Here is a 24,785-nt window from a genome sequence, read left to right on the forward strand (position 1 = left end):
ATTATTATTACATATTAACTAAAGTGTAAGTCAATGAAACGATGAATAAAAAATACGAAATATAAGAAAGTGCTTTTGATGAACTTGTTCTATGTTTTTGGAATGTATAGATAAGTGCAAAACCCAAGAAGAAAACTGCTACAAACCAAGAAGTGTACTGTGGAAAGATGGCAACCAGCAATACCATGATTGTTGAAAAAATAAATGAAGAGTAATGAGTAACTTTATGATCATTATTCAAAGAAATCACCTCTACAAATTTTTACCCAATATAGTGTGTATTAAAACATTATACAAATAGGAGATTGGAAAAATGCCTAAAGAACAAGATGAAGCAATTAATTACTTTAGAAACAAATTAAATTTATCAGACAAAGACTTATACATACGGTTGATTAATTTTGAATTACTTACAGACAAGAACGCCAATATGCGAACGTGCTGTATGAGCTTTTTAAAAATGATCCTTATTTGTTTATTGTATGATTCTTTAATGGAGAAGAACTGGCTATTGTACATAAAACAACCGGCAAGAGGTTCAATGTTAATGTAAATGAAGAAGCTGCCTGACGGCTTTACATTGCAAACAAAGGCTATGTGGTTGTGGAGTGAGATTGTTGAATGCACACATTTATCAGTTAGAAGCTTATTTTAAGAAAGGGTCAGCCACTTCAGAAAATATAGTTTGAAAATCCAAATAACTCTGGAATGTCGTATATGTTCATATATTAAGAAAGAAAGCGTACCGGCAGCTAAAGTTAGGACGCTTTTTTTGTTATGGCATCTAATTAAAAAACAACAATTTCACACAGAATGGAGAGATTAAAGTGTCATCTATAAAAGACGTTACCCATGCTGACTCAGCATAACAAAAAGACTAAAAAAGAAAGCAATGCTTTAAAGGGAAGAAAAAAAGATCACCCAAGTTTAGCTTGAGGTGATCTCTTCATAATTATTAAGAAATGTCAGCTGTTTTATATTGAACAAAATTTTTGAACGGGAGAAAGATTAATTTCGAGAATGCAGCTATTCTACTTTGCGGGTATTAGATTCGCCAGTCCCCCTTATAGAAAACTTTTATCACTGATTAACACTCACCTTTATGTAAGTACCTGAACTAAAAGTGCATACTTACATATTTACAGTCTGCACTTTATTATCAAGATATAAATAATAATTAAGGAGGACAAATCTTTGAAAACTCTTGTTATCGTAACACATCCCAGCATAGAAACATCCGTCATTAATAAGCGATGGATAGAAGAACTGAAAAAGTATCCGGAAAAGTATACTGTTCATGAATTGTCTAAGGTTTACCCTGATGGAAACATTGACGTGGAAAAAGAACAAAAATTAGTTGAATCACATGGTAATCTTGTTTTCCAGTTCCCTATATATTGGTTTAATTGTCCGCCTCTCCTAAAAAAATGGTTTGACGATGTTTTAGCTTATGGTTGGGCTTATGGTTCTAATGGAGGAGATAAATTAAAGAATCGTAGAGTTGCTTTAAGTGTATCTGCCGGAATCCAAAAAGAAGACTATAATGAAAACAGAAGATATCGGCATACACTTGAACAAATATTAGTTCCATTTGAAATGACATTCCTGTATTGCAATGCAGATTATCATTCATTTTTTGCGTTTTATGGTGCAGAAAGTGAGCCGGGTACAAGCAAAGTAGAAAAAAGCGCTCAGGATTATTTGAATTTTGTTGACAATCTGTAATAGGAAGATTTATTAAAGTTATAAAAAAGAAGTATTTTTGTTGAAGAGATACTTCTTTTGATTTAAACAGGATAGATATGACTACCGCTACACATTCTTTAGAGATGGCAAACGATTTTTCTCTCCCCATTCGCACATCATATTTAACAATGGAACGAGAGAAAGACCACGGTCAGATAATGAATATTCAACTTTTGGAGGTATTTGGGGAAATTCCTTGCGTAAGATAAGGCCCTCCGCCTCCAGCTCTTTTAACATGATGCTTAGCGTTTTAAAGGAAATGGTACCGATACTTCGCTTCAGCTCATTATGCCGCATAACCTTATTTTCAGATAGCCAATATATAATGATCATTTTATATTTACCACTTATTAATGACAACGTATATCCAAAGCCAGTGTCTTTTAGTTCAACGCCAGTCGGAACACAGGTTTTACGCACAAGTAACACTCTCCTTTAAGTAAGTATATGAAATAGGCATCCTTTACAGATTATTATGCAAACTTATTGCTAAGGATGTAAAGTAAAAGGTTGATACATATTAGTCATCTATAATATGTATCAACCTTTATTTTGCGATTTAGGTCTTGATAAGCGGGCGTCTGGATACTCCTTGTAATCATAAACGATTGAAGTGTCATACCCATTTGTTTCATATTTTTCTTCCGCAAGATCACCCACATAATTTATTCAACATATTCAAGAATACCAAATTCCGTTCGATATAGGGAGGGAAACAATGATTGGATTAGCTTATTTTTTTTATTATCTGGCTTGGAGTGGGATTGTTGACTGGCATTAAGTTTATTTTTGTTGACCAGGACTATGATGAAGAGTTTAAAGAACTGATGGATAAAGAAACATCAGTAGGCATGGAAAGGAATTTGGCCAATCTGTTCTTCAAAAATAAGCTTAATGTATTAGTCTTCTTCATGTTAATCGGTCTGCTGCCATTAATAATTAGGATTACAAAATTATTTAAAAGAGGTTGATTTATGCCTTTACTTCATTACTTTATGTACTGCAGTTTGAAAACAAGGAATACTTCAAAGCATTCATGTTAGATGAGAGCGGTTATTTGACATCCAAAGACATTCACGGCGCTTCTAAAATGCAAACAATGTTAGAGGTCATTGAAGTTGCAAGTGAGCTTAAAACTAAGTGTAATGTGAGGTAAGGGAAACTCAAGTGGTGACACGGTAAGGGGTATTCAGATGTATTGGATTGAATGGAAAGAGAATGATGAATTGAAAAGCATAGTAGCTGAAGGGTTTGTAGAGTGGGCTGCTATACTTGAAGACCTATATCAAAAGCGGTTAGAGCATGTGGAATGGAAGCGGCTTTGAAAAGGGGTGAAATGCCATTAAAAAGTTAGTTTTATTATCCAGCTTTTTCGGAATTGTGCTATCAACGATTGGGCAATTATTTGGAGTCCTAACAGATTTCTTTATTCCAGGTATTGCACGGCTTATAGGGGTTTTAGCTGGTATCCTAGTATTACTTAGCTTGAAGTCAAGAAACATAGAAATGCAGGCATTTATAGTGAACTCAAGTACTGCGTTAGGAATAATGGGTGCAGGAATTTTATATTTTCCGGCTGCGATTGTCAATGTTTTAATTGGATTCAAGCTAAACAAAAAGTTAAAAGAAGAAAACACCAAGGAGCAGATCTGAATAGACTGCTTTTTGTTTAGTGTGACCATGGAAAATTGTAGTATAATAGTAATAAAATAATCATTTTATTCAGAGTGAGGTTTATATGGATTTAAAATTTTACAGGCTGCTTAGAACAAATGAAGTCGAGTTTTTTCAGGTCATACAAAAAGAAACTTCAAACATCTATGGCTATATTTTAATTGTTGATTCAAAAAGAAAAGGAAAGTTGTGTGATAATCCAGTTTTAATTGGTATAGAGGATGAAAATGAATACGAGGGTTCCTCGAACTTTATTCAGGTCATTGCATTCACTGAAGAAAGATATCTTGAAGATTTTACAGCTGATACCTTTTCTTTTATAGATGGTTTGTTAAACATGAAACCAGATTGCCGCTTCTTTATTAAAGAACAGATATATAAATCAAATTCTGAGTTGTTGGACTTTGATTTTCCTTTTGATATGACACCTATTGTGGATTTCATTACACCGTATGTACAAGAGGTAAGCAAAGACATCAATCTTAACAACATTAGCAACCGTGATTTTAATTACCTTTCACAAAAATAATTGACAAAAATTAAGATAAAAGATGACCAAATGGATCAGAGTTTTATTTCCTAGGAGTAGATAGGATATCCATTAAGCAGTAAAGAAAGCTTTACTGCTTAATGGATAAAAGGGCAAGCAGAGAAGGTAATGATTGATATAGTTGCTTATTTTCAGGGTTGGTACAGAACCACGAAAAACCATTTGATAATAATGGATAAAATTAAGTTAAAAGTAAGGAAGGAATAAAAATAATTCAGAACTGCTTGGCTTTACTTTATTTTGACAGGGGTCGAGTAAGATGGATAAGAAAAAGGATGAAATTCAAAGAAAATATAGGGAACAAATGAGGGAGAAGACAGAACGAGAAAAAGAAGATGGCAGTTCACATACTTTTGAGATTGTTGTTGTACTAGCCATCATTATCTTGATGTTTTTCTTTAATTCGGTATTCAAGGCTTTTTAGATAAAAGAATCCTTTTAAAGTGAAAATTATAAAATTGACCTTCAGGATTTATGAAAGTTTTTCAAACCATTGCCGATAAAATGGCCCAATTCAGCCAAACCCATTCAAGTGAGTCAAATTGCTTAGAGATCGAGGGACAATCAAATGGACATCAATGATGCTACCAGAACACTTAACACAGCTTAAACAAGACTTACTTGATGTATCAAAAATTGAAAAGCCAACCTTAGACGCTCAACAAATTGAAGAGATGGATATTCTTGTTTCTTAAGCACTTGAATTTAATAAAGAACTGGTATTAAAGCTTTTTAACAACGGGTTCGTTGAAAATGTCGCCGGCAGAGTACGTTACATTAACTTTGAGCAACAAAAGCTTCGGTTAAAGATCAGAACGACAATACAGTCTATATCAACATGAATGACATCATAGGAGTTACATAAAATGATTGATTACTCACAATTTCCACGTAAGAATATACTTTGTGTCGATATGAAATCCTTTTATGCTTCTGTTTCGGCTGTAACAATGGGGCTTAATCCCTTAACAAGTTATCTTGCTGTTGTAGGGAATACGGAGAGACAGGAAAGTGAGGTATTAGCTGCATCTCCTGCGCATAAAAAAGATTTTGGAATTAAAACAGGGTCGAGACTATTTGAGATACTTGAAGATCCAAGAATACACATTGTAAATCCGTAAATGAAGCTTTTCATCAGAATTTGCAAGAAATAAGCAGACCTTAACGGGTCTGTTGAGCAAGATGACAAAGGAGTTTTCCTTCGTTTGCTCCGAAAAGCCGTTACATGTTATTGTAATGGAAGATAGATGACATGAGGTGTGAATGTTGGTGAAATCAGTGGATCATCCCTCCTAAAATAAAAATTCCATTATTTTAGGAGGCTAAACATGAATTTTCAAAGAATTGAACTTGAGCAATGGCATAGAAAACCTTATTTTGAACATTACATGAAGGCGGGGAAATGTTCATACAGCATAACGGCTAACATCAATGTGACCGGGCTGCTGAACAAACTGAGAGACAAGAAAGTCAAGTTCTATCCTGCTTTTATTTATATGGTGTCGAGAATAGTGAACGCCCACCCTGAATTCAGAACGGCATTTCATGACGGGCAGTTGGGATGTTGGCAACAGATGAATCCGTGCTATACGATTTTTCATCAGGAGGATCAGACCTTTTCCGCCTTATGGTCGGAATATTCACATGATTTTCCACGGTTTTATCAAAACTATGTGGGGGACATCGAGAGGTTTGGAGACAAAAAAGGATTATGGGCAAAAGAGAATATTCCTGCCAACACGTTTTCCGTTTCCTCAATTCCATGGGTTGACTTTACGAGCTTTCATCTAAACCTGGCGAACAGCGACCATTTGCTCCCTATCATAACAAACGGGAAATTCTTTTCAGATGGAAAAGAGACATACTTGCCTGTAGCACTGCAATGTCATCATGCAGTATGTGATGGTTACCATGCAGGTGTTTTTATCAATGAATTGCAAAAACTGACTGATTCATGCAGGGAATGGCTTGTGCAGTGAAATCGTGTGATAAAAAAAGAGGCCTGATATAGGCCTCTTTCAGCTTGTTGACAAAGTCACAAAAAGTGGCTCCATCGACAAGCTTTTTTAATTCATCTAAATCTGGATACATAACATTATCTTTAAGTGCAGGAAAAAGTTTGGAAAACTGTGCGTTTATCTATAGAGTCGATATATGAAGCTTTTAAATAATTAAACTCAGCAATCAAAACATCATCATTAAAGGCTCTAGCTTTTTCGATTCCTTTTTTGTAAAGAATCAAGGCTTTGTTAATATCCTTCATCTTGAAGTAAATCTGTGTCAATGTAAATAACGTGTGAGGGAGAAGGTCGCTTTTATCTTTTTCGTACCATCTTTGTCATACTCTTTCATACTATAATAACAGTTCTCTAAATTATATAATGATGCACCAATTAGTTTCTGCTTGTTTATGGACTTTGAATCGTTTAAGGCTCTTTGAAGATGCGGAACTGCAACAAATGCACATTGTATGCGGCGAACGGAGTGAGTTTTTTGGTCTTTATAAATGTTTAGCTGCTTCAGCATAGTGCATTGATAAATGGGTTTGTTTCATGTGATAATAAACTTCAGCTGGGTTGATCGGAAGAGTTTATTATGAGATTTGACAGGGGTAATCCAGAGGTCAAATAATGTGATATAACTATTCATTAGGGAAGTGCCTATTATAGAATAAAGTAAACTAACAAAAAGAATAGGAGACTAAAAAATGGAATTTTTCATTAGACAAGAACTCACTCATGAATATAATACGACTGAAGACATTGTTAAAAGAGCTTTTTTAAATGAAAAATATAGCGACAAGAAAGAGCACTTCCTTGTAAATAAGATTAGAAAATCAGATGCATTTATTCCTGAGCTTTCATTAGTTGCTTTAAATGGAAAAGAGATCGTCGGGCATATTCTTTTATCTAAAATAAAGATCGTGGATGGTGATAATGCTGTTGATTCCTTAGCGCTTGCTCCGGTTTCTGTTGCACCTGAGTATCAGAGAAAAGGAATCGGGAGTCAATTAATTCATGTTGCTTTAAAAAAAGCAAAAGAGCTTGGTTATCGTTCAGCCATTGTTTTAGGGCATAAAGATTATTATCCAAAGTTTGGTTTTAAGCCAGCTAGTTTATGGAATATCAAAGCCCCATTTGAGGTGCCTGACGAAGTATTTATGGCTTTAGAGTTATCAAAGGATTCTCTCGAAAATGTAAAAGGTGTCGTTCATTATTCAAAAGCTTTTTCAGTGTAAAATCTAGATGGTTGTTTAAAGAGGCTATCCCCGAAAATCTTACTGAGCGTCTTTTTGGTTTAAAGAATAAAAGAAAGCCGCAAGCTTTCAATTATCTTTCACAGGCAAAGTTGTCATGATCTCTGTCCATTTAAGATTGGTAAGCAGGGTGGGAACTAGGTACTCCATTCGGGTTTCACTCAAAGCAATTTGCAAACGTTTCTGTTTTTCCAGTTAACGCTGCGGTAGAAGTATTACTCAATTTTTAAAGTTGCAGACATATAAGCTACTCTGGCCAATCCGTCTTTCAAAAGTGTTTCATGAACAGACTTGCCATCAACATAAACCTAAGCCAACAGCCTTCCATACTGATCTCTGCAATCACCTGTATCAAACTCTAATTGAAGCTTACCGCTTTTAACCAATTCTATATTTCGTTTAGATGCATTTTCGTCACATGGTTACATAGGAGATCTGTTTTTTAGCTTTTGGAGTGTTTACAGTAAGTAGCGAACTGTATCAAAAAAGGACCCAGCGTCATTAATTGATACGCGACATTTCTTAAATAGTTGAAAACTGAATATACAAAAAGAAGATAAAACCAATATTTATCTCAGATCAGGTTAAATTTTCTGAAAAAAACGTTGAAAAAGCCGACAGTATTTTATAATATTAACTCAAGTTAGTTTGTTTGATCAACAAACTAATGAGCCGAACTTTAATTGTCCATAAGATATGGTTCTTGCTATATGTGGATGGAAGGGGGATAAGAGGATCGATTTAATGGAGCTAAACAATATAAAGAACGAAAGAATGAGGTTTTTATCCTTTGCCGGGTATAGAAAAAAATAAATTTCCTGCTTGCTGATCACTATTTAGATGATGAAAATGCTCTGGGAAAGTAGATCACTATAATTTTTTTGGGCTCTTTTGAAAGCGCTTTATAAAACGTTTACTGCCCATAAATTCGAGAAATTATTATACCATTTCATACTGTTCCTTATTAAAGGATCGAAAAGGGGAGAAATCATGCTCAGTGAAAATGTAAAGAAGATTAGCATGGTTGAAAAAGTTGGATATGCGTCTGGAGATTTTGCGTGTAATTTAATTTATGCAACGGTGTCTACTTATCTTTTGTTCTTCTATACAGATGTATTTGGTTTATCGGCGTCAACAGCCGGTACGATGTTCTTAGTGGTTAGAATAATTGACGCTCTCGCCGATCCTTTTATTGGAACAATAGTAGACAGAACGAATAGCAGATTTGGACGCTTTAGACCGTATCTTTTATTCGGAGCGTTTCCATTTGCAGTACTGGCAATACTTTGTTTTACAACCCCAGATTTTTCGGATATGGGGAAATTAATATATGCCTATATGACCTATGTTGGCTTGTCGCTTACATACACAGCGATAAACGTTCCGTATGGCGCGTTAACTTCTGCCATGACTAGAAATAATCAAGAAGTGGTTAGTATAACATCTGTTCGTATGTTATTTGCGAATCTTGGGGGACTTGTCGTTGCATTTTTTGTTCCTTTACTGGCTGCTTATTTAAGCGATACTTCCGGCAATGAATCTCTTGGCTGGCAGCTAACCATGGGTATTTTGGGAATAATAGGCGGATGCCTGTTAATCTTTTGTTTTAAAAGTACAAAAGAGCGTGTCGCTCTTCAAAAGTCTGAAGAGAAAATTAAATTATCGGATATATTTGAGCAGTTTCGTGTTAATCGTCCGCTTGTTGTATTGAGCATTTTCTTTATTATTATTTTTGGTGTGAATTCAATCAGCAATTCGGTTGGCATCTATTACGTGACGTATAACTTAGGAAGAGAGGATTTAGTGAAGTGGTACGGATTGATAGGAAGTTTGCCTGCTTTGGTTATTTTACCGTTTATTCCAAGGCTTCATCAATTATTGGGGAAGAAGAAATTACTTAACTATGCGTTATTACTGAATATTATCGGTCTCTTAGCTTTGCTGTTTGTTCCTTCAAGTCATATATACCTCATTCTCTTCTTTCGATTAATTGCTGCTGCTGGAAGTCTCACTGCCGGTGGATATATGTGGGCGCTCATCCCTGAAACAATAGAATATGGAGAATATAGGACTGGGAAAAGAATGGGCGGGCTCATATATGCTGTTATTGGATTTTTCTTTAAGTTTGGCATGGCCTTGGGAGGGATTGTACCAGGGCTGGTTCTAGATAAATTTGGATATATGGCAAATCAGGCACAAACTCCCGAGGCATTAACGGGAATTTTAATTACAGCAACCGTTATTCCCGCGATTTTGCTTGTTTTAGCCATGATCGATATTAATTTCTATAATTTAGATGAGAAAAAATATAAAAACATGGTTCGAGAATTAGAGAATAGAGACAAAGTTTATTTGGATCATATTGATGATTTCAAGGCTTGAAAAATGATGAGTCAAAAGAAAATAGCTGAGGGGGAGTTCCAAATGAAGATTATCAATCCAGTGCTTAAAGGATTCAATCCCGATCCAAGTATTTGCAGGGTAGGAGAGGACTATTATATCGCTGTATCTACATTTGAGTGGTTTCCAGGAGTCCAGATACACCATTCAAAGGATTTAGTAAATTGGCACTTAGTTGCACATCCATTACAGAGAGTTTCACAATTAGACATGAAAGGAAACCCTAATTCAGGCGGGGTTTGGGCGCCATGTTTAAGTTATAGCGACGGAAAGTTTTGGCTGGTCTATACGGATGTTAAGGTAGTAGACGGGGCGTGGAAAGATTGTCACAATTATTTAGTGACTTGTGAGACGATTCATGGCGACTGGGGGGAGCCGATTACATTAAATAGCTCGGGGTTTGATGCCTCTTTATTCCATGATACAGATGGAAAAAAATATTTATTAAATATGTTATGGGATCAGCGTGTTGATCGGCACTCATTCGGAGGAATTGTCATACAGGAATATTCTGATAAGGAGCAAAAATTAATTGGTAAACCGAAAGTTATATTTAAAGGAACGGATAGAAAGCTGACTGAAGCTCCACACCTTTATCATATTGGGAACTATTATTATTTATTAACCGCAGAAGGAGGAACACGGTTCGAACACGCTGCTACAATTGCCCGTTCTGCAAATATTGAGGGTCCATATGAAGTTCATCCCGATAATCCAATCTTAACGTCATGGCATGATCCAGAAAATCCGCTGCAAAAATGCGGGCATGCATCCATTGTTCAAACACATACAGGTGAGTGGTATTTAGCTCATTTAACGGGACGTCCTATTCATCCGGACGATGATTCAATTTTTCAGCAGAGAGGATATTGTCCTTTGGGGAGAGAAACAGCTATTCAAAAACTTTATTGGAAAGATGAATGGCCTTATGTAGCAGGCGGAAAAGAAGGGAGCTTGGACGTAGAAGCGCCTTCTATACCCGAAACAGCGTTTGAAGCAACGTACCCGGAAGTTGATGAATTCGAGGACTCAAAATTAAATATTAACTTTCAAACTTTAAGGATTCCGTTTACAAATGAATTAGGTTCATTGACTCAAGTGCCAAATCATTTACGATTATACGGCCATGAATCATTAACCTCGACATTTACTCAGGCATTTGTAGCCAGACGTTGGCAAAGTCTCCATTTTGAAGCGGAAACCGCTGTTGCATTTTATCCGGAAAATTTTCAACAAGCCGCTGGATTGGTGAACTATTACAATACAGAGAACTGGACGGCTCTTCAAATCACATATGATGAAGAACTTGGCCGTATTCTTGAATTAACAATATGTGATAACTTTTCTTTTTCACAGCCATTAAAAAATAAAATTGTTATTCCTCGGGAGGTTAAGTATGTATATTTAAAAGTAAATATTGAAAGAGAAAACTATACTTATTTCTATTCTTTTCACAAAGAAGATTGGCAAAAAATTGACATTTTATTAGAAACGAAAAAATTATCAGATGATTACATCCGTGGAGGAGGATTCTTCACAGGAGCCTTTGTAGGGATGCAATGCCAAGATACCAGCGGTAATCATATTCCGGCCGACTTTAGATATTTTCGTTATAAAGAAAAATAATGTGCATATGAAAAAGGAGACTTCTATTTTAGAACTCCTTTTTCATAGTAGAAGACGCTCTATATTCCTATTCAGCATTAAAGATGAGCGTAAAACATAAAGATTTGTGCATTTTTAATTATAAATTACATTGTAGCCATATCCAGAAAATGGTCAATAACAATGGAGGACATCCCTAACGCTGGTGCGTTTTTTCCTAAGAAAGATGGTAATAATTCATAGCTGCTGCCTAATTGGGAATAAACCCTGGCTGACACTTCACTTTTAATTGAATTTAAAACCATAGGATGCGATTCAATTATGCTGTTTCTTAAAATAATGGCTTGTGGATTGAATGTATTTAGAATATTGGTAAGGCCTATTCCTAAATAGAATCCAAAATTCTGTAACGCATTTAAAGTTCCAATATCATTCAGATGGGCGAGTTCTATGATATCTTGAGTGGATACTTTTTTCTCTTTCGTCTGAAGAGATGTTAATAAAGCCTTCTCTGAAGCATACAATTCCCAGCAGCCTCGGTTTCCGCAACTGCATTTAGGGCCATTAAAGTCTATTGTCATATGTCCCATTTCTCCAGAGAATCCGCTTACCCCTCTATATAAATGATTGTTGATAATAATACCGATCCCTATCCCTGTATTGATACTTGCATAAATAATGTTATCGTGATTTTTTGCAGCACCGAATACTTTTTCTCCATATGCGCCGGCATTTGCCTCATTTTCAATAAAAACAGGCACATTGAACTTCTCTTGTATGAAAGGTTTTAAGTCAATATTTCTCCAGTTGGAGTTCGGAGTGAAAACAATTTTTTGATTTTCATCAATTAGCCCAGGCACGCATATCCCTATACCAATAAGACCGTACGGAGATTCTGGCATATGCTTAATAAAGTGATGAATCATGTCAATTAAAATGTCTTTCGTTATTTCTGGAGAATTGCATTCCAAATGGTGGTGTTGATCAAGCACAATTGACCCTTCAAGGTCTGTTAAAATGCCATTAATATAATCCACACCTACATCTATTCCCACAGAGTATCCCGCCTTTTTATTAAAAACAAGCATGACAGGTCTTCTTCCGCCACTTGATTGTCCCTGACCTATTTCAAATACAAGATTTTCTTTCATTAATGTGTTTACCTGTGATGAAACAGTTGATTTATTTAATCCAGTCTTTTCAGATAATTTTGCTCTTGAAATGGGTGAGTTCTTAAGTATTTCTTTTAATAATAACTTTTGATTTACTTTTTTGACAAAGGTTTGATCTGCGATATCCACTTCATCCACTCCATTTGTATAACCTTTAAATTAAGTTGAAATTTTTGTGTGTTCAATTTGAAACATACTACATAGCGAATCTTACCTTTATTATATCGAATGTGTTCATAAAAAACTAAAAAAAATATTGAAAATACTGATGGGGTTATATAAGATGAAAATAAGTTAGTTTGTTTGAACAACAAACTAATATACAACTTACTTATAAATGTGCCTGAATTTGAATTATCATGTTTTAAATTTATTATTAAGGGGGACATAACATGGCTCACTCTCATTCTAGTTCAGTTAACTTTTTTGGAAGCGTAAACAAAGTGGTTTACGAAGGGAAAAATTCCACTAATCCTTTAGCATTTAAATATTATGATTCTCAAGAAGTAATCGGCGGAAAAACAATGAAAGAGCATCTGCGATTTTCTATTGCTTATTGGCATACATTTACCGCTGATGGCACAGACGTTTTTGGAGCAGCTACGATGCAAAGACCTTGGGATCAGTATAAAGGCATGGATTTAGCGAAAGCGAGAGTAGAAGCAGCATTTGAGATGTTTGAAAAACTGGATGCACCATTTTTTGCTTTTCATGACCGGGATATTGCACCAGAAGGTAGTACGCTAAAAGAGACAAACCAAAATTTAGATATTATCGTGAGCCTGATGAAAGATTACATGAGAACTAGCAATGTTAAGCTATTATGGAATACTGCAAACATGTTTACGAATCCCCGTTTCGTCCATGGTGCCGCGACTTCTTGCAATGCAGATGTGTTTGCGTATGCTGCAGCACAAGTGAAAAAAGGATTAGAAACAGCAAAAGAGCTTGGCGCCGAGAATTATGTATTTTGGGGCGGCCGTGAAGGGTACGAAACATTGTTAAATACCGATTTGAAATTTGAACTTGATAATTTGGCCAGATTCATGCATATGGCAGTGGATTATGCGAAAGAAATCGGGTATACAGGGCAGTTTTTGATAGAACCAAAACCAAAAGAGCCGACCACGCATCAATATGATACAGATGCCGCAACAACCATTGCCTTTTTGAAGCAATATGGCTTAGATCATCATTTTAAATTAAATCTCGAAGCCAATCATGCCACATTAGCCGGGCATACATTCGAACATGAATTACGCATGGCAAGAGTACATGGACTTCTTGGCTCTGTTGACGCGAACCAGGGTGATCCTCTTTTAGGCTGGGACACTGATGAATTTCCGACAGATTTATATTCTGCGACATTAGCAATGTACGAAATCCTGCAAAATGGTGGCCTTGGAAGCGGCGGATTAAACTTTGACGCGAAGGTCAGAAGATCTTCTTTTGAGCCTGATGATCTAATATATTCCCATATTGCAGGGATGGATGCATTTGCAAGAGGATTGAAAGTCGCCCACAAATTAGTCGAAGATCGTGTGTTTGAAGATGTGATTAAACATCGTTATCGCAGCTTTACTGAAGGGATTGGTCTCGAAATTGCAGAAGGAAGAGCCAATTTCAAGATGCTTGAGCAATATGCTCTCAACAATAAATCAATGAAAAACGAGTCTGGAAGACAGGAGCGATTAAAAGCGATATTGAACCAATACATTTTAGAAGTTTAACAGGATAAGCTCCAGATCCTGCTATAGATACCAAGTCAACGATCTACCCGTCATGATTCCTTTACGTTTGCTTATTGTTATGACGGGTAATTTCTACAATTGGGATTTATTTAGAGTGAATGGTTTTTTAAAGGTTAAGGAGTGAAAAAATGAAGTATGTCATTGGAATAGATATTGGAACAAGTGCTGTTAAAACCATTTTAGTCAATCAAAACGGCAAGGTTTGTGCAGAAACGTCCAAAAGTTATCCGCTCATTCAAGAGAAGGCGGGATATAGTGAGCAAAATCCTGAAGACTGGGTGCAGCAAACAATTAATGCATTGGCTGAATTGGTTTCTAAATCCAACGTTCAAGCCAAGGATATTGACGGGATAAGCTATTCGGGACAAATGCATGGATTAGTACTGCTTGACAAAGATCGGCAGGTGTTACGCCATGCAATCCTTTGGAATGATACCAGAACGACGCTTCAATGTATCAGGATGACCGAGACATTTGGCGATCATCTGCTTGACATTACAAAAAACCGTGTTCTAGAAGGGTTTACATTACCTAAAATGTTATGGGTGAAGGAACATGAACCTGAACTTTTTAAAAAAATTGCTGTTTTTTTGCTTCCGAAAGACTATGTGAGATTCCGTATGACTGGTGTCATTCACACCGAATACTCCGATGCAGCAGGCACTTTACTTTTACATATGACCCGCAAGGAGTGGAGCGATGAGATTTGCAATCAATTTGGTATTTCTGCAGGTATTTGTCCTCCGCTGATTGAATCTCATGATTGTGTAGGATCGCTGCTTCCGAACGTTGCGGCGAAGACCGGGTTGTTAGAAAAAACAAAAGTGTACGCCGGGGGAGCAGATAATGCTTGCGGTGCTATTGGGGCCGGTATTCTTTCTTCTGGAAAAACATTATGCAGTATTGGGACGTCCGGGGTCATACTTTCTTACGAAGAAGGCAAAGAAAGAGACTTTAAAGGGAAAGTGCACTTTTTTAATCATGGAAAAGAGGATTCTTTTTATACGATGGGAGTCACGCTCGCTGCAGGATACAGCTTAGACTGGTTTAAAAGAACGTTTGCACCAAACGAATCGTTTGAGCAATTATTGCAGGGGATAGAATCTATTCCGATAGGATCAAATGGACTGCTATTCACTCCTTATTTGGTTGGTGAAAGAACGCCGCATGCTGATTCTTCTATTCGGGGAAGCTTGATCGGAATGGATGGAGCCCACAAAAGAGAGCACTTTTTGAGGGCGATAATGGAAGGGATCACATTCTCTTTACATGAATCAATTGAGTTATTCCGCGAAGTAGGGAAATCAGTTCATACTGTTGTTTCTATTGGCGGGGGAGCTAAAAATGAAACGTGGCTGCAAATGCAAGCTGATATTTTCAATGCGAGGGTGATCAAGTTAGAAAATGAACAAGGTCCAGCCTTGGGGGCTGCGATGCTAGCTGCCTTTGGAAGTGGGTGGTTTGAATCCCTTGAAGAATGTGCAGAGAAGTTCATTCGTGAGGCTGCTGCATTTTATCCAAAGGAACAAAATGTTCAAAAATACAAAACACTATTCGATTTGTATAAAAAAATTTACACTCACACAAAGGATCTAAATACAGCTTTAAAGAGCTTTCGAAAAAACTAATGATAAATGACGTAAGAACAATTAACGGCTAATCATCATCAAAGCCCTTTGATGACTCACTACAGATTCATCATTGGGTTTATATATCTGGTAACCAAATTAAAAGCGGCATCAAAAAATCAGTTGCTCCATTCTATTTCCCATCAAAAACATAAAGCTATTACATGATAAACGAAACTTTTTAGTAGGTTAGCAGGACAAATAATATAACTGCCTTGTGAAAGGTGGTGAGTAAACAAAACATTACGGTAAGACCTAAATGCAATCTAATCAAACTGGAGGCATACCAAATGGAACAAAAAAGAATGAGGTTTTTGTTAGCAGTTTTATTTAGTCTAGCGCTGACATTACCTGCATGGTCCGCACAGGCGGCAACTACAATCACCTCAAATCAAACCGGCTCCCACGATGGCTATGACTATGAACTGTGGAAGGATCATGGGAACACCAGTATGACGCTCAATAGCGGCGGCGCGTTTAGTGCCCAGTGGAATAACATCGGGAATGCGTTATTTCGAAAAGGCAAGAAATTCGACTCTACCAAGACTCACTCACAACTTGGAAACATATCAATTCATTATAACGCAACCTTCAATCCAGGCGGAAATTCCTATCTGTGTGTATGGATGGACGAAGGACCCGCTCGTTGAATATTACATCGTCGATAATTGGGGCACCTATAGACCGACCGGAACGCCGAAGGGTAGTTTTACTGTTGATGGAGGCACATATGACATTTATGAAACGATTCGAATCAACCAGCCTTCTATTATAGGTATCGCAACCTTTAAACAGTATTAGAGTGTCCGGCAGACAAAACGAACGAGCGGAACTGTATCTGTCAGCGAACACTTCAAGAAGTGGGAAAGCTTAGGAATGCCAATGGGTAAGATGTATGAAACCGCGCTTACGGTAGAGGGATATCAAAGTAATGGCAGTGCTAATGTAACGACTAATGTACTGACTATTGGAGGAAAAAGAAATTAATCCTTTTAAGTTTTGATTCGTGTTTCAGTCCGAATTCTTGATTTACGATAAAACCGAAAGTATGTTTCATACAAAAATATCCCCTCACCTTAACGTGAAGGGTGCTTTTTTATTATCTAAATAGCTGTTTTTACGTTAGTCAACAAGATTCATGTTTAAAAAGCAGGATTAACTCTAACTATTAGGAATATACAGATCCTCTGGCATTACTTACACAGCAGAAAATTTAACAGGCATAGTTGTCATGATCTCTGTCTGTTTTAGCTTGGTAAGCAGAATGGAAACTAGACAAGCCAGAGCTTTTTTTCTAATTCAATTTGCAAACGCTTCTGTTCCTCCAGTTGACGCTGCAGCATAAGAGATTTTATTTTCATTTGCATTAGAAGTTTCACTCAATTCTTTAAAAGTTGCATTCTGCTTTGTTGTTGCTTATTCAACCGTATGAACTTGCCAATAAAATAACCAAAACATATCCTCGAAAAGATAAAAACAAATAATTCTGAAAATTTTATTGACTTAAAACGCTTTTGGAATTATGATAATATCAGAAATGACAATAAAGTGACAAAAACATCACTACAACATAACAATTAAGGGTTTGTGTTTTTTTTTGGTGAAAAGTGAAAGCGATTACAAATTCAGAGCCGGAAATCTAAGATAGACATGATTTTCAAACGATCTTACTTTTAGTTAAAATTCTATATCCTTGTTTCAATAGCCATACCGAAAGGAAATTATTAAGTATTCTTAATAAAGGCAGGGGAAATGGATATGAATGAACATCAAAATCGCAGATTGAAATTAATTATGATTTCAGCAACATTTGGAGGGCTTCTCTTTGGATATGACACCGGAGTTATAAATGGAGCATTGCCTTTTATGGCGAGAGCAGATCAGCTTCATTTAACACCGGTTACAGAAGGGCTTGTGACAAGTATTCTTTTATTAGGTGCGGCGTTTGGAGCGTTGTTATGCGGCAGATTAGCTGATCGCTATGGCCGCCGGAAAATGATCCTTCATCTTTCTTTTTTATTCTTCCTGGCATCTCTCGGAACAGCATTAGCCCCTAATGTTTCAATCATGGCAGTCTTTCGTTTTTTGCTCGGGCTGGCGGTTGGGGGAGCTTCAGCGATGGTACCGGCATTTTTAGCAGAAATGGCACCGCATGAGAAGCGAGGACGTATGGTAACCCAAAATGAGCTAATGATTGTCGGCGGGCAATTTTTAGCATATGTTTTTAATGCGATCCTTGGCGTTACAATGGCAAATACCGGACATGTTTGGAGATACATGCTTGCCCTTTGTGCCGTTCCGGCTATCATGTTATTTGCCAGTATGCTCAAGGTGCCAGAAAGCCCGAGATGGCTAACTTCCAAAGGGAAAAAAAGTGAGGCGCTGCGTGTTCTTAAAGAAATTCGAGAAGATAAGCGTGCAGAAGCTGAATTTAGAGAAATTCAAGCAGCGGTAGAAAAAGATACAGAACTAGAGAAGGCATCACTCAAGGACTTTTCTACACCATGGCTGCGCCGTCTTTTACTGATTGGAATCGGTGTTGCCATAGTGAATCAAATTACAGGTGTTAACTCGATTATGTATTATGGCACTCAAATCCTTAAAGAATCTGGTTTTGGTACAAAAGCGGCTTTAATCGCTAATATTGGGAATGGGCTGATATCAGTTATAGCAGTTATATTTGGGATTTGGCTGGTCGGAAAAGTGAACCGGCGTCCAATATTATTGATTGGTTTGGCGGGAACGACTACAGCACTTTTATTCATTGCAATATTCTCAATAGTGCTTGATGGATCTGCAGCACTCCCTTATGTTGTACTTTCTTTGACCGTTTTATTTCTTGCCTTTATGCAAGGGTGCGTAGGCCCTGTGACTTGGCTGGTCATTGCGGAAATATTCCCTCAAAGATTAAGAGGGCTTGGTTCTGGAATAAGTGTTTTTTTTCTGTGGATATTAAACTTTATGATCGGTTTTGCTTTTCCGATTTTGCTTAGCTCCGCAGGTTTGTCTTTTACATTCTTTATATTCGTCGCTTTGGGTGTATTGGCAATCGGTTTTGTGTACAAATTCATGCCGGAAACAAAGGGGCGTACACTTGAAGAACTAGAAGAGCATTTTCGTTCTCGACACGTTGAAGATACCCCTGAAAAGTCAGTTATTGAGGTGTAATGATTTATAATAAAATCATTGAACTGAAAGAGTACTCCCACTACGCAAGTACATAGCAAAGCAAATTATACAGCCAATCGTTTTGTAAAAGACAGTCAGATTATTTTGGCTGTCTTTCTTGTGTTGTATAAATAAAAAACAAATGGAATCGGCCGGTCTAAAAACTTTGCCTGACTCCTGTGACAGTAGCTTTCAGAGAAGTTAAACGTAGTGCTTGAATTGGTGGAGAACAGCAAAACTTTTCAATAATCATTTTTGATAGGGAAGTGATAAAATAATAAGAATGATTAAATTAGAAGAACTAATTAAAATTTGTAAAGTAAGTGAGTTATAAGAAAGAAGAGCGGTATCAAACGGCAGTCGATTCTTGTTACGCTAACCTAACAGTTGAGTATGATTTTAGAGAGGGGTGAATGATCCCGTTCGAAATAACTCATTATATGTGGAAAATGAGGGGAGAAACTTACTTTGTAACAGGCGGAGAGCTAGATGATCAGGAATTCTTCAAAGACAACTCAGTTGTTGAAGGGGCAGGCTTTGCACCACTTAAAAACCAATCAGTACTATACCATTTTCGTTGAATTGCAAGCATATCCATTTGGACAAGCGGTTGATCTAGTCCAGACATACGAAGAGTTTGTTGACAGTGATTGCGAACTTGTCCTATTGTTGGCAGATAGCAGCTATGTTTCGATATACTGTAAAGACAGAAATGTCATTGAAAAGATTTTCATTAATGCTCTAAAGAACGACTTTGAAGAGGTTCAACTTATAACTGATGACAATGACACAAGAACAGGCCTTACCGTATAATAATTCTATAATTAAAGGGAGTAATACATATGACAATGCAAATTAAAATCAAATATCTAGATGAAACACAAACAAGAATCAGCAAAATTGAGCAAGGAGATTGGATTGATCTTCGGGCTGCCGAAGATGTAACAATGAAAAAAGAAGAATTTAAACTTGTCCCATTAGGTGTAGCAATGGAGTTGCCTGAGGGTTACGAAGCACATGTCGTTCCCCGTTCAAGTACATATAAGAATTTTGGCGTTATTCAAACAAACTCAATGGGGGTTATTGATGAGTCATACAAGGGGGACAACGATTTTTGGTTCTTTCCTGCTTACGCATTACGTGATACAGAAATTAAAAAGGGAGACCGTATCTGTCAATTTAGGATTATGAAAAAAATGCCGGCACTTGAATTAATTGAAGTTGAGCGTTTAGGGAATGAAGATAGAGGCGGGCACGGTTCTACGGGAACGAAGTAAATAATAAAACCTTGGCTGCCTTCATGTTGTGTAATTGACCTTATGGAGGTTACAGCCAAGGTGCATATTACCTTATGGATAGATCAAAAAATTACTCAATGTTTATTGAGGTATTACTTTTAAAGCGATAAGTTACTCTTTTATAAAACATGCTTAAAATGAAAAAGAGCCAATACCCTATCACAGTTCCTAAGGTGTTAAGAATTAAATCATCTACGTCAAAACTTCTGTAAACAGATCTTATATACACTGAAATCGAAAGCTGTGCTAGTTCAATAAACAAAGATATGAAAAATCCAGTTAGCAAAATTCTTTTTACGTTATTTAATTTCTTAAATAAAAGAGGAAACAACAAGCCAACTGGCAGTAATAATATTAGGTTTCCTCCAATTGATCTAATTACATAATATTGCAGTCCTTCATGATAAACATCTACAATAAAGTAAAACGGGATAAAGTTATTTCCTGATACGAATGGGATATAAGAGTCGTATTTCATATCCTTAATTAAATCAGCATCTATTGGCATAGGGAATAATGTAACACTAATCAAGTTGAAAAAGTAAACCAATAAACAAAAGATAACGATATGTTTATGTATGGACAGCCGGCTTTTTTTGTAAAGGACTCGTCTTATGAGTCTATAAAATATAAAGCAAAAATAAAGAACCATTAAGTATGGCAAGAGAAAAGCTGAGTCGAGCATAAATACACCACAATTTCCTTTTTAACTCATTTTAACATAAATAGGAAAAAGGGAAGATTCAGATTTCAATAAAAGAATACTTTTATCTAGAATAAAAAAGTAGGACAGGGCAAATAAAAACTACAAATGAAACTAATTTAAAGCCAAGTTAATGACTGTTTTCATAAATAAAAAAGCCCCGGTATGTCACCGGGGGAATAAATAGATGTTTAAGTGATTTAGTGATGTTTTTTATATGATTCGACAAAATCATAGTAATGATCATCGTCATCATAATACTTTTTTTCATAATGATAATCGTGATCATCATAATACTTTTTATCATGATCATGTTTTTTATCATGGTCATAATACTTTTTGTCGCAATCATAATGTTTTTTATCATGATCATAATATTTTTTGTCACAATCATAATGCTTCTTATCATGATCATAATACTTTTTGTAATACGTTTTTTTCCAAGTGTAATACTCTTCTTTATACTTTTTGTAATAACCCAATTAAAGCCCTCCTTTTATTCTAATCGAAATTAATATATGAAGTTTCAATGATATGGTATAGTCAAATGAAATAATAATTGTAAAAAGAGGCTGTTTAAAAACTTTCTGAAAACAAAATGGATAAATTACTTATTAAAATAAGAGCAGGAGAATGGATTCAATTACAATAAATTAGATGAAAGTGTATGGAGAAGAAGAGGGACTTTCAGAAAATGCTGAAGAATATTTGCTTGGTTAAAAGTCAGGAGCTCTATGATATTATTTCTGATGCTGCTTTGGAAGCTCAACAATCAGTAAAACCAGTCAAAACGATTTAAAGAGGGAATGATCTGTTACCAAATACAATAAAAGAAAGTGCAATGATCAAATGAATGAAATTAGAGGGATTTGTTTTAAACAAAGCCCAATTTCACATGGACAAATGACAATTGATATTGAGGTAAATACAATGCATTAAGCCAAGGGGAGCGAATGGAGGAATTAATATGTTTAGACAATATCCAATTTGGTACACACAGACACCTTACTATTTTAATTTTCATATGCCTCAATATCAAATCATCTCTTATAATCCTCAACGATGTTATCAACGGTGTATGTTTCAAACTGGCGGTAACTATGAGCTATGTGACAGACTATGTTATGAGGAAATACAGGTGTAAAAGAGGGGGCTAACTCCTCTTTAAGCACACAATGATTGGAATCACAATCTCATTTTATCTGCACATGCATAGTTTTTGCGATAAAATTGGTATCGTAAAATCATTTCTTGAAATGCCTAGAAACTGAAAAAGAAAGAAGGATATGAACAGTCATGACCCAATTTGATAAACAATACAATTCAATTATCAAGGATATTTTAAATAATGGAATCTCAGACGAAGAATTTAATGTAAGAACAAAGTGGGACTCTGATGGAACACCGGCTCACACACTAAGCATCATTAGCAAGCAAATGAGATTCGACAACTCAGAAGTTCCTATTTTAACAACAAAAAAAGTTGCCTGGAAAACAGCGATTAAAGAGTTGCTCTGGATTTGGCAGCTGAAATCGAACGATGTTACAGAATTAAACAAAATGGGCGTACATATCTGGGATCAATGGAAACAAGAAGATGGCAGCATCGGACATGCATATGGATTCCAGCTGGGCAAGAAAAACAGAAATCTAAATGGAGAAAAGGTAGATCAGGTTGATTATCTTCTGCATCAATTGAAGAACAACCCATCTTCACGGAGACACATTACAATGCTTTGGAATCCTGATGAATTAGACTCAATGGCCTTAACACCATGTGTATACGAGACGCAATGGTATGTTAAGCAAGGAAAACTCCACCTAGAGGTAAGAGCACGGAGCAATGATATGGCATTGGGAAATCCCTTCAATGTATTTCAGTACAATGTTTTGCAGCGCATGATTGCTCAAGTGACTGGTTATGAGCTTGGTGAATATATCTTTAACATTGGTGATTGCCATGTGTACACACGTCATATAGATAATTTGAAAATCCAAATGGAAAGAGAGCAGTTTGAAGCACCTGAATTATGGATCAATCCTGAAGTCAAAGATTTTTATGACTTTACCATTGATGATTTCAAGTTAATCAACTATAAACATGGGGACAGGCTTTCATTTGAGGTAGCAGTTTAATGCTGCCTCTTTATTGTTCATTAAAAAGAAAACAAAATTAGAGAGCAATCGAAGCAAAGGGATTGTTAGAAAAGCGTTAGATGGTCTTGCGTACTAGAGAATGACGGATTCTTTGGTTGAAAAAATTGAATGAACGATGAAAAGGCAGTGGTTTTATAAGGTGTTAATTCCTGCTAATAATACCATAAGGCTCAAGAATATTGTAATGCAAAGAAAAGCCCATACAATAGCTGTAAAGGGATTGTCGAGTCCCATCCTTTTTTTCCAACTTATATTAGTGGAATGACTGGTTTTGTATTTTGCTAACTGGATACATAAGATCACATTCAAAAAAACTGAAATAACAAGAGCTACAACTAAATAAAGGTTCATTTTCATCAACCTTTCTAGATTTCTTAAACATTTGAATAGCTAAAGTGTAAACCCAATATTAACATATACATATTTTATCTTAAAAGACCAAGATCGAAAATACGATTACTTTGTGCACTTTGAGGGTTGAAATGCAATATTTTTGGTCCTTGACTAAATGCAACCAAAAGAAGATATGAATCTACCCTTAACCATAATTAAAGGGGGCAGTTTCATATTTTTTAGCACGGAATTGTGTTCATACCATTTCTAAGTGAACTTGGTCTGAAATTCGGCAGAATATGGTGAACAAGCACCATGTCAAATAATATTATACCAAGGGTTACAGTATTATACTGTAACCCTTGCTTCTCTATATTTCCATTAAAAATATTCTTAATATTTGAAAATAACCATTTAAATATATTTCTAGAAATTGTATACTTATATGGTACTAAATGAATACATAGAAAGGACTGTTGTCGATGAAAAAAGTTTTTTGTAAGTTAGCCATTAGTTCCATAGCTCTATTTATCTTAGCTTTTCCTAATGGCAATGTCTTAGCTGCTGAAAAAGGGGCAGACAAGCCTGTCTCAATTGAATCACAAGTGCATACCGTATTTGCAAACGAGTCAACTGGCTTAACAAGTAACTCAGGAGGCGGGGAGTTTACTGCGCAATTTGTGAACGATTTTCGTAATGTTAAGATGAATGTTAAAACATATAAAAGCTGGTCTAGCTTTAAAAGAGTTTCTGATAATATAGCAACGGGGAGTAAAGGGGGATCCATTACTGCAAACAAAACAGTTACTTTTACAACAACTGTAAGCGGATCTATTAGTGGTTTAGGAATCTCAACTGCAGGCTCTGTAGCTAGCTCTAAAGGATATACTCTAAATGTTGGAGCTAATAAAAGAGTTTATATGGCATATAGAGTTAGGTATAATGTAGAAGAAGGATACAACTGTCTTAAAGATATTGTTACCGGTAAATGTGTATCAAAGAAAAAATACGTAGTTAAAAAACCTATGTATGGAGAATATGCTCTAAAAAACTATTAATTTCATATAAAAAAAGATTAGCTTTTGAAGCTAATCTTTTTTATTAAGAAGAAAATACCCTAATTTTGAAACTAGATACAAAGTGAAAGCGATCATTAATGTTCTTGATATAACAATTCCATGAATAGCCAGATCGTATCCAGCAGGTATCAACGCTTTTGTATTAAACATAAAATACATTGATACCAAAAGAGCAATAATAACTAAAATAATCCCAAAAAGACCTGTTTTTCCGTATTTCATACAAATTCCACCCTATATTAAAATATGATATAAATAAACAAAG

The 24,785-nt window shown here is 35.9% G+C and carries 21 protein-coding genes and 9 pseudogenes; 22 read left to right on the forward strand and 8 right to left on the reverse strand.

What is annotated here, in order from left to right; genetic code table 11:
• Positions 1-7: 7 nt before the first annotated feature.
• Complete coding sequence (locus tag LWH95_RS05415) at positions 8-241, reverse strand: hypothetical protein (RefSeq protein WP_080429009.1); 234 nt, start codon at positions 239-241, stop codon at positions 8-10.
• A gap of 72 nt (positions 242-313) precedes the next feature.
• On the opposite strand from LWH95_RS05415, the pseudogene LWH95_RS05420 reads away from it, so the two are divergent.
• A pseudogene (locus LWH95_RS05420) lies at positions 314-655 on the forward strand (hypothetical protein).
• A 539-nt stretch (positions 656-1,194) separates the two neighbouring features.
• A complete protein-coding gene (locus LWH95_RS05425) occupies positions 1,195-1,725 on the forward strand; it encodes an NAD(P)H-dependent oxidoreductase (RefSeq protein WP_060398674.1) in 531 nt (176 codons plus the stop codon).
• Positions 1,726-1,812: 87 nt separating this feature from the next.
• On the opposite strand, the gene LWH95_RS05430 is transcribed toward LWH95_RS05425, so the two are convergent.
• Both LWH95_RS05430 and LWH95_RS05435 read right to left on the reverse strand, forming a co-directional pair.
• The gene (locus tag LWH95_RS05430; protein ID WP_060398675.1) at positions 1,813-2,166 is read right to left on the reverse strand and encodes a winged helix-turn-helix transcriptional regulator; all 354 of its coding nucleotides are present in this window, start codon (positions 2,164-2,166) and stop codon (positions 1,813-1,815) included.
• Between the two features lie 144 nt (positions 2,167-2,310).
• A pseudogene (locus LWH95_RS05435) lies at positions 2,311-2,406 on the reverse strand (hypothetical protein); the annotation flags it as partial.
• 58 nt (positions 2,407-2,464) lie between these two features.
• On the opposite strand from LWH95_RS05435, the pseudogene LWH95_RS05440 reads away from it, so the two are divergent.
• From LWH95_RS05440 to LWH95_RS05485, 10 genes and pseudogenes are all read left to right on the forward strand, one after another.
• Positions 2,465-2,717 (forward strand): annotated as a pseudogene (locus LWH95_RS05440) (hypothetical protein).
• 3 nt (positions 2,718-2,720) lie between these two features.
• Positions 2,721-2,928, forward strand: a pseudogene (locus LWH95_RS05445) (hypothetical protein).
• An 11-nt stretch (positions 2,929-2,939) separates the two neighbouring features.
• Positions 2,940-3,071, forward strand: a complete 132-nt coding sequence (locus tag LWH95_RS05450) for a hypothetical protein (RefSeq protein WP_088110870.1) — start codon at positions 2,940-2,942, stop codon at positions 3,069-3,071.
• A 16-nt stretch (positions 3,072-3,087) separates the two neighbouring features.
• Positions 3,088-3,399 carry a hypothetical protein gene (locus LWH95_RS05455; RefSeq protein ID WP_232919115.1) on the forward strand — a complete coding sequence of 104 codons (312 nt, stop codon included), beginning with the start codon at positions 3,088-3,090 and terminating at the stop codon, positions 3,397-3,399.
• Positions 3,400-3,484: 85 nt separating this feature from the next.
• Positions 3,485-3,949 (forward strand): hypothetical protein, encoded by a 465-nt coding sequence (locus tag LWH95_RS05460; RefSeq protein ID WP_148981803.1) that lies wholly within the window; start codon positions 3,485-3,487, stop codon positions 3,947-3,949.
• A gap of 280 nt (positions 3,950-4,229) precedes the next feature.
• On the forward strand, positions 4,230-4,394 hold the full coding sequence (locus tag LWH95_RS05465) for a hypothetical protein (RefSeq protein WP_088110868.1): 165 nt from the start codon (positions 4,230-4,232) through the stop codon (positions 4,392-4,394).
• Between the two features lie 157 nt (positions 4,395-4,551).
• Positions 4,552-4,835 (forward strand): annotated as a pseudogene (locus tag LWH95_RS05470) (YolD-like family protein).
• Position 4,836: 1 nt separating this feature from the next.
• Positions 4,837-5,088 (forward strand): annotated as a pseudogene (locus tag LWH95_RS05475) (Y-family DNA polymerase); the annotation flags it as partial.
• A gap of 210 nt (positions 5,089-5,298) precedes the next feature.
• Positions 5,299-5,949, forward strand: a complete 651-nt coding sequence (gene catA, locus LWH95_RS05480; RefSeq protein WP_232919107.1) for a type A chloramphenicol O-acetyltransferase — start codon at positions 5,299-5,301, stop codon at positions 5,947-5,949.
• 728 nt (positions 5,950-6,677) lie between these two features.
• On the forward strand, positions 6,678-7,208 hold the full coding sequence (locus tag LWH95_RS05485) for a GNAT family N-acetyltransferase (RefSeq protein WP_148981806.1): 531 nt from the start codon (positions 6,678-6,680) through the stop codon (positions 7,206-7,208).
• Between the two features lie 257 nt (positions 7,209-7,465).
• On the opposite strand, the pseudogene LWH95_RS05490 reads toward LWH95_RS05485, so the two are convergent.
• A pseudogene (locus LWH95_RS05490) lies at positions 7,466-7,708 on the reverse strand (thermonuclease family protein); the annotation flags it as partial.
• 508 nt (positions 7,709-8,216) lie between these two features.
• On the opposite strand from LWH95_RS05490, the gene LWH95_RS05495 reads away from it, so the two are divergent.
• Together LWH95_RS05495 and xynB are read left to right on the forward strand one after the other, a co-directional pair.
• Positions 8,217-9,608: an MFS transporter gene (locus tag LWH95_RS05495; RefSeq protein WP_148981807.1), complete on the forward strand. Its 1,392-nt coding sequence runs from the start codon at positions 8,217-8,219 to the stop codon at positions 9,606-9,608.
• A 42-nt stretch (positions 9,609-9,650) separates the two neighbouring features.
• Entirely contained in the window at positions 9,651-11,252 is a 1,602-nt protein-coding gene (xynB, locus tag LWH95_RS05500) for a xylan 1,4-beta-xylosidase (RefSeq protein ID WP_060398684.1), read from the forward strand.
• Positions 11,253-11,377: 125 nt separating this feature from the next.
• Here xynB and xylR read toward each other — a convergent pair whose 3' ends face one another.
• Positions 11,378-12,532, reverse strand: coding sequence for a transcriptional repressor XylR (gene xylR, locus LWH95_RS05505; protein WP_148981808.1), 1,155 nt, complete (start codon positions 12,530-12,532; stop codon positions 11,378-11,380).
• A gap of 263 nt (positions 12,533-12,795) precedes the next feature.
• On the opposite strand from xylR, the gene xylA reads away from it, so the two are divergent.
• The 6 genes and pseudogenes from xylA to dutA all read left to right on the forward strand — a co-directional run bounded on the left by xylA (position 12,796) and on the right by dutA (position 20,227).
• On the forward strand, positions 12,796-14,133 hold the full coding sequence (gene xylA / locus LWH95_RS05510) for a xylose isomerase (protein WP_232919108.1): 1,338 nt from the start codon (positions 12,796-12,798) through the stop codon (positions 14,131-14,133).
• A 149-nt stretch (positions 14,134-14,282) separates the two neighbouring features.
• Positions 14,283-15,782 (forward strand): xylulokinase, encoded by a 1,500-nt coding sequence (gene xylB / locus LWH95_RS05515; protein ID WP_232919109.1) that lies wholly within the window; start codon positions 14,283-14,285, stop codon positions 15,780-15,782.
• Between the two features lie 452 nt (positions 15,783-16,234).
• Positions 16,235-16,769, forward strand: a pseudogene (locus tag LWH95_RS05520) (glycoside hydrolase family 11 protein).
• Between the two features lie 765 nt (positions 16,770-17,534).
• Positions 17,535-18,950, forward strand: coding sequence for a sugar porter family MFS transporter (locus LWH95_RS05525; protein ID WP_148981813.1), 1,416 nt, complete (start codon positions 17,535-17,537; stop codon positions 18,948-18,950).
• A 419-nt stretch (positions 18,951-19,369) separates the two neighbouring features.
• Positions 19,370-19,763: pseudogene (locus tag LWH95_RS05530) on the forward strand (DUF2691 family protein); the annotation flags it as partial.
• 29 nt (positions 19,764-19,792) lie between these two features.
• Complete coding sequence (gene dutA, locus LWH95_RS05535) at positions 19,793-20,227, forward strand: dUTP diphosphatase DutA (RefSeq protein ID WP_148981814.1); 435 nt, start codon at positions 19,793-19,795, stop codon at positions 20,225-20,227.
• A 91-nt stretch (positions 20,228-20,318) separates the two neighbouring features.
• On the opposite strand, the gene LWH95_RS05540 is transcribed toward dutA, so the two are convergent.
• Both LWH95_RS05540 and LWH95_RS05545 read right to left on the reverse strand, forming a co-directional pair.
• Positions 20,319-20,933, reverse strand: a complete 615-nt coding sequence (locus LWH95_RS05540) for a VanZ family protein (RefSeq protein WP_326977354.1) — start codon at positions 20,931-20,933, stop codon at positions 20,319-20,321.
• 218 nt (positions 20,934-21,151) lie between these two features.
• Positions 21,152-21,433 (reverse strand): hypothetical protein, encoded by a 282-nt coding sequence (locus LWH95_RS05545; protein ID WP_060398691.1) that lies wholly within the window; start codon positions 21,431-21,433, stop codon positions 21,152-21,154.
• Between the two features lie 814 nt (positions 21,434-22,247).
• On the opposite strand from LWH95_RS05545, the gene LWH95_RS05550 reads away from it, so the two are divergent.
• Complete coding sequence (locus LWH95_RS05550) at positions 22,248-23,087, forward strand: thymidylate synthase (RefSeq protein WP_148981816.1); 840 nt, start codon at positions 22,248-22,250, stop codon at positions 23,085-23,087.
• A gap of 836 nt (positions 23,088-23,923) precedes the next feature.
• Positions 23,924-24,499 (forward strand): hypothetical protein, encoded by a 576-nt coding sequence (locus tag LWH95_RS05555; RefSeq protein ID WP_032732005.1) that lies wholly within the window; start codon positions 23,924-23,926, stop codon positions 24,497-24,499.
• Between the two features lie 30 nt (positions 24,500-24,529).
• Here the strand turns inward: LWH95_RS05555 and LWH95_RS05560 are convergent, their stop codons facing one another.
• Entirely contained in the window at positions 24,530-24,742 is a 213-nt protein-coding gene (locus LWH95_RS05560) for a hypothetical protein (protein WP_003238233.1), read from the reverse strand.
• Positions 24,743-24,785: the final 43 nt, after the last annotated feature.

It is taken from the genome of Bacillus sp. G16 (assembly GCF_021282335.1).
In the GTDB taxonomy this organism is placed as follows: domain Bacteria; phylum Bacillota; class Bacilli; order Bacillales; family Bacillaceae; genus Bacillus; species Bacillus inaquosorum.